The sequence below is a fragment of the Nibrella viscosa genome (assembly GCF_039541875.1).
Lineage (GTDB): Bacteria > Bacteroidota > Bacteroidia > Cytophagales > Spirosomataceae > Nibrella > Nibrella viscosa.
The window spans coordinates 250,911-256,910 of sequence record NZ_BAABHB010000008.1 but is presented as its reverse complement, the minus strand read 5'-3'; the positions used below and the strand labels follow the sequence as shown (position 1 = coordinate 256,910).

Here is a 6,000-nt window from a genome sequence, read left to right as displayed (position 1 = left end):
CGTTCGACTTGCATGTATTAGGCCTGCCGCTAGCGTTCATCCTGAGCCAGGATCAAACTCTCCATCGTAAATATATATCACAGTCTCACGACTGCTTGCCCCATAAGGGACTGTCTTATTGCCTAAAGACTTGTGCTGTATGCTGACAATTGGTCAAAGAACAATCGTTTCACCCGTTGGTGAAACTTGGCTGACAGTCTCAAGAATGTCTCTTGTCGTGTCATTTATTTGAATTGGGACTGCAAAGGTAGTGCTTTCCTGATCCCGTGTCAAGTCTTTTGCCGAAATTATTTTTTGTATTTTCTTCAGAAGACCGGCCCGCCTGAGTGCTGCCTCAAAAGAGCGGGTGTGGCTTGCTTTCTCAGGTGCTTCCCTCATTTGGGACTGCAAAGGTAGGCCGTTTTGCGGCTTTTGTCAAGCACCTATACCAAAATAGTGAGTGTTTTTATGATGTGGAGCTATAAACCTCAATCAATCAGCGGTATTCGCTTGAAAGCTTTTTTTGACATAGGGAAGGCAGCCTGTGGGGCTGCCCGGTTTGTCTTGCTCCGATAGAAGTATAACGATAGACATGGGCGTTTTCTTCCCTGAAAGTATGGAAAAATCAGTAGTTTTGGGGAAGCAGGCTCCGAAGCTGTTACTTTGCACTTTTCTAAGTTCACACTGACTCCTTCATAGGAGAAACGATGCGCTTTTGACTGACTTGGCTTAACTTGCAGAATGGAGTTTTGTGGCATGTAGGCCGTAACTCATTGGCATTGAAGAATTATGAAGATACTGCATACGGCCGACTGGCATCTGGGTAAACGGTTATATAAGTATGACCTGCGTGATGATCATGTCCGCTTTTTGGATTGGCTGGCCGAAACGGTCGATAACCGGCAGATTGATGTCCTGCTTATTTCCGGGGACATCTTTGATACAACTAACCCCAATGATGGGTCGATGCAGCTCTATTATCAGTTTCTGACCCGAATGCTACCGTTACAAAAAAAGATAATCATTACGGGCGGCAACCATGATTCGGCCAGTAAGCTGAATGCGCCCCGCGAACTGCTTCGCTTTCTGAATATTCACGTGGTGGGTTGTACAACGGGAAATTGCGCCGATGAGGTGATTCGGCTGGTCAACGGCTCCTCGGATGCGGTGGTGGCGGCTGTGCCGTATCTGCGGGATAGTGACTTGCGGCAATCTATATCCGGCCAGACGTATGAAGAGCGGGTTCAAGCAGTGCGGATGGGTATACGCAACCATTACGAGCGAATTGTAGATTTCTGCCATTCGGACTACCGGGATGTGCCGGTGCTGGCGATGGGTCACCTGTATGTAAATGGCGCTACGGTTTCGGAAAGTGAGCGCGAGATTCATACGGTAGGCGGGCAGGCGGCTTTTGCGTCTGAACACTTTCCGGACGGTTTTAATTATGTCGCCTTAGGCCATATTCACGTGCCGCAGCAGATTGGTCCCGGTGAAACGGTACGCTATAGTGGTTCGCCGGTGCCGTTGAGTTTTGGGGAGCGGGATAACCGGCATCAGGTGCTGGAACTTACGCTCGACAATGGGAGACTTAGGGATGTTGAATCCATTCCGGTTCCCCGTTTCCGTTCGTTGCTGCACGTAAATGGCACGCTGGAGGAGGTACGGGAAAAACTCGAATCCATTGAAGCGGGTGCGTTGCTGCCTACACTGGTGGAGGTTCTGGTGGAGGAAGACGACGAGAGCCTGGCGGTTCGCACACACTTTGAGCAGTTAGCGCGTGATTACGCGCAGGCACCTTTCGTCATTGCCAAATCCCGGCTTGTGTTCCGGAATAAGCTGAAGCGACTAGACTCCTTATACGTTGCCGATACGCATTTAGCAGATTTGTCGTACGTCGATGTATTTAACCGCAAGCTCGATGCCTTGCAGGTGGAGGGTGAAGAACGGACGGTGCTGATGGAAACCTATAAACAGTTGTACCGGCTGGTTACCGAACAGCCGGCTTGATACCGCATGAAGATTCGACAAATACGCTTTCGTAATATCAATTCCTATTATGGCGAGCACCCGCCGATTCAGTTTACCGATGGTGTGCTAAACAGTACCGGGCTGTTTATCATTGCCGGTCCGACGGGGGCCGGAAAGTCTACACTGCTGGATGTCATTACGCTGGCTCTCTTTAATCGGGTGCCCCGGCTTTCGGGCGCTATTTCGTTGCCGAACATTACCGAGGAAGGGCTGATTGTGAACCAGCAGGCATCGCGGGAGACGGGTACGGCGGCTTACGCGGAAGTTGAATATATAGTTGATGAGAAGATGTACCGGTCAAGGTGGTCGATTAAGAAGAACCGGAACGGCAACTGGAACAACTACGAGATGGAGGTCTCGGCCCTCGACAAAGACGGAAACGGACAGCTATTTCCCATCAAAGACCTGCGTGATTTCCCGAAAAAGAATGAGGAACTGATTGGGTTAACGTATGAACAGTTTGTTCGGTCTATTGTGCTGGCGCAGGGGGCTTTTGACCAGTTCCTTAAATCCAAAGCGGCTGACCGGAGCAAAATGCTGGAGAAAATTACCGGCACAGAGATTTACCGGCAACTCAGCCAGCGCGTTTTTTCTATTAACAAGGAATACACGGAGAAGATAACGAACAAGCAAACGGAGGTCGAGCTCATTCAGGTATTAAGCGAAGAAGCCGTCGACGCGTTGAAGCAGGAGCAGCAAACGGTGGATGACCGGCTGAAGCTTCTCGCGGACGAAATCACGTACTTCTCTACAGAATATACCCTCCTCCAAACTATTGCCGAGACTACCCGCCAACTCAATACGCTTGACCATCGCGAGCAGGTTCTCCTTACCCAACAGGAAGACTTTGCCGGCGAAGCCCAGCGCCTGCAACGTCATGAGCAGGTAGCCGATTTAGCAACCGCCCTGGCCGACCTAGCGAATGCAGAAAGCAGCCGGAAAGCAGCAGCCATCGACCAGCAAAAGGCCCAAAGCAGTATGGATACCCTACAGCAGCAGGTAGACGAAGTGCTTAGTCAGGGGCAGACGCTCATCCGGCAACCTCTCCAGGAGGAAACCGTTGAGCCGCAAATTATTCGCTTTCGGGAGCAGGTCCTGGACTTATCTCAACAAATTAAGGAGGAAGACGCCAAAGCCACCCAGCCGCTCCAGTCGGTACTGCGCACTATACAAAGGACATCTGACAACTGGTATAAACAACTGGACCCGCAGGAGAGCGAATTGGCGGTTCTTCAGATTGAAACCCGTCGGCAGGAGGTTTCGGCAGAGCTTACTCAGCTGACAGCGTCTCACCCGACTGTACTGCCAAATACCTTACAGCAGGAAATTGACCGCCTTATCTACCGGGAAGGTGAAATTGGAGAACTCATCAGGTTGCAAGTCCAGCAGCAGGAGCGGCTATTGAACGGACATGAGCTGAATGAGCTGATTCAGGAAAAGAAGCAGTTTATAGCCGCGCAGGCGGATGCGCTGGAACGGCTGCGGGCGGAAGTTGACCAATTGGAGAAGCGGAAGATTGAGTTGGAGGAACAGCGGCTTCGGCTGAAGCAGGAAGCGAACTTAGAGGATTTGCGCCAGGCCCTGCAGGATGGAGAACCATGCCCGTTATGCGGCTCACTGGACCACCCCTACGCGCATCATTATATTGTGCAGGTCGGTACGGCGGAGGTGGAACTGCAGTTGGCCATTGCAGACTGGAAGCAAAAAGCGAAAGCATACGAAGGGGTACAGCAGACCGTCCTGAAAGCGAAGGCGGAAGAAGAGGCCCACACGGCCCGCCGGGATGAGATGCGAGACATCTATACCCAGAAACGAATTGAAATTAATCAAAAGCTGGCGGCTCTGGCCCTCGATGAGTCTGCCACTCCCGAAGTGCTGAAAGATGAACAGGCCTATCTACAGCATCAGCGGAAGAATCTTACCTCGCTGCAATTACTCTGGGACCAGCAGAACATATTGATTCAGTTGGGCGAGGACCTGCAAATTGTGCAACAGAGCCGGAAGCGGGTGCAGGCGCTAAAAGCAGAAAAAGATGCCCTTTACGCCGGAGACGATATAAAGGAAAGGTGTGAGCGGTTAATCAGCCGATTCAATAGTCTGAGCCGTCAGCGCGATACCCAGAAGGAGTTACTCAGCAAAGCAACGGATACCTATACTCAGGCTAATAACCAGATCATTGCCTTGAGTCAGCACCTTCAACCAATATTGCAGGAACGCGGCTTTACAGATCCAGCCTCCGCCCGGCTGAGCCTGCTGGATGGGGTTACACTCCGGCGGCTGCAGGAGCAGAAAAAGGGCCTGGAAAAAGAAGCCGACGAGATTACGCGCAAACGCATTGAAGAAACGCAGAAGCGGGATGCGGCTATTACCGCCCGGCAAACAGCCCTGTCTTTTGACAAGGTTGAGGAAAAGCTGAGTGAAGCAAAGAAAGAAGAGCGGCAAAAAATTGAACAGGTCGGCTATTTAAAGAAGCAGTTAGAAACCGACCAGAACGAACGGAAGCGAAGCAAAGCCTTACGAAAAGAACTGAAGCAGTTGGAGGCTGAAGCCGAATCCTGGCGAAAACTGAACCAGATGATAGGTAGTGCCAAAGGCGATGAGTACAGCAAATTTGCCCAGAGTCTGACGCTGTCGCAACTTATCGGCCTGGCAAACCGGCGCTTAAAGGATTTATCCGATCGCTACCTGATTCTGAAGCCTCGCGACGGGCAGGACGATTTATTTGTACTGGACCTGTACCAGGGCAGTGCCGAGCGTTCTGTGGCCAGCCTATCGGGTGGAGAAACCTTTACGCTGAGCCTGGCCCTGGCGCTGGGACTGTCTGACTTAGCTTCGCAAAATGTGCAGATAGACAGTCTGTTTATTGATGAGGGCTTCGGTACGCTCGACCCCGAGACGCTGGATACCGCCATTGTGATGCTGGAGAAATTGCAGCAGGATAGCCAGAAGACCATTGGCATTATCTCGCACCGGCAGGAGGTAAAAGAACGAATCAGCATACAGATTCAGGTGGAGAAGGGTATCGACGGCAACAGCAAGTTTAAGGTTACCGAACTGGTTTAACCCTATCAACGAAAAAGCCGGTAAGCGCCATGACGATGCTTACCGGCTTTTCTATATATACTATAGCAAGAACCTTTTTACTGCTGTTGTTGCTGCGGCTGCAACAGGCTCATAACCTCTTCTGATGCGCCGGTCATGGAGAAACCCCCGTCGTGGAACAGGTTCTGCATGGTCACCATTCGGCTTAGGTCGGAGAAGAGGGTGATAACGTAGTTGGCGCAGTCTTCGGCCGAGGCATTGCCCAGCGGAGCCGTTTTATCGGCAAATTCATAGAATCGGTCGAAACCGCCGATGCCGGAGCCGGCCGTGGTCACCGTCGGCGACTGTGAAACAGTATTGACGCGTACTTTCCGGTATTTGCCGTAATGGTAGCCAAAGCTGCGGGCAATGGATTCCAGAATGGCTTTGGCTTCGGCCATATCAGTATAGAAAGGGAACGTCCGCTGAGCCGCCATATAGGTCAGCGCTACGACCGAGCCCCACTCATTGATGGCATCGAGCTTGTATGCCGTCTGCATCATTTTGTGAAACGACAGGGCCGATACGTCGACGCTCTGCTTGAACCAGTCGTAATTTAAATCGGTGTAGGCGCGTCCTTTCCGGATGTTGGGGCTCATGCCAATGGAGTGCAGCACAAAGTCAACTTTACCGCCCAGAATCTCGGTCGACTGGTTAAACAGCTTTTCCAGGTCCTCGGTAGAGGTAGCATCGGCCGGGATAATTTCGGCTTCGCATTGCTCCGCCAGTTGTTTGATGGCGCCCATGCGCATGGCAATGGGGGCATTGGTCAGGGTGAAGGTAGCGCCTTCTTCTTTTGCTTTCAGGGCTACTTTCCAGGCAATCGACTTCTCGTCGAGTGCGCCGGAAATGATGCCGCGTTTTCCTTGTAGTAATCCGTAAGCCATCGTTAGCATGTATAATGAATGATGA

At 51.5% G+C, this 6,000-nt stretch carries 3 protein-coding genes and 1 rRNA gene; 2 read left to right on the top strand and 2 right to left on the bottom strand.

What is annotated here, in order from left to right; genetic code table 11:
• Positions 1 to 68: ribosomal RNA gene (locus ABD931_RS19420) — 16S ribosomal RNA — on the bottom strand; the annotation flags it as partial.
• A 700-nt stretch (positions 69 to 768) separates the two neighbouring features.
• Between ABD931_RS19420 and ABD931_RS19415 the strand changes: the two genes are divergently transcribed.
• Entirely contained in the window at positions 769 to 1,986 is a 1,218-nt protein-coding gene (locus ABD931_RS19415) for an exonuclease SbcCD subunit D C-terminal domain-containing protein (protein ID WP_345269555.1), read from the top strand.
• 6 nt (positions 1,987 to 1,992) lie between these two features.
• On the top strand, positions 1,993 to 5,070 hold the full coding sequence (locus ABD931_RS19410) for an AAA family ATPase (protein WP_345269554.1): 3,078 nt from the start codon (positions 1,993 to 1,995) through the stop codon (positions 5,068 to 5,070).
• Positions 5,071 to 5,147: 77 nt separating this feature from the next.
• Here the strand turns inward: ABD931_RS19410 and ABD931_RS19405 are convergent, their stop codons facing one another.
• The gene (locus ABD931_RS19405) at positions 5,148 to 5,975 is read right to left on the bottom strand and encodes an enoyl-ACP reductase FabI (protein ID WP_345269559.1); all 828 of its coding nucleotides are present in this window, start codon (positions 5,973 to 5,975) and stop codon (positions 5,148 to 5,150) included.
• Positions 5,976 to 6,000: the final 25 nt, after the last annotated feature.

Coding starts and splice junctions, on each gene's coding strand:
- ABD931_RS19415 (WP_345269555.1), top strand. CDS start 769: ATGAAGATACTGCATACGGCCGACTGGCATCTGGGTAAACGGTTATAT.
- ABD931_RS19410 (WP_345269554.1), top strand. CDS start 1,993: ATGAAGATTCGACAAATACGCTTTCGTAATATCAATTCCTATTATGGC.
- ABD931_RS19405 (WP_345269559.1), bottom strand. CDS start 5,975: ATGGCTTACGGATTACTACAAGGAAAACGCGGCATCATTTCCGGCGCA.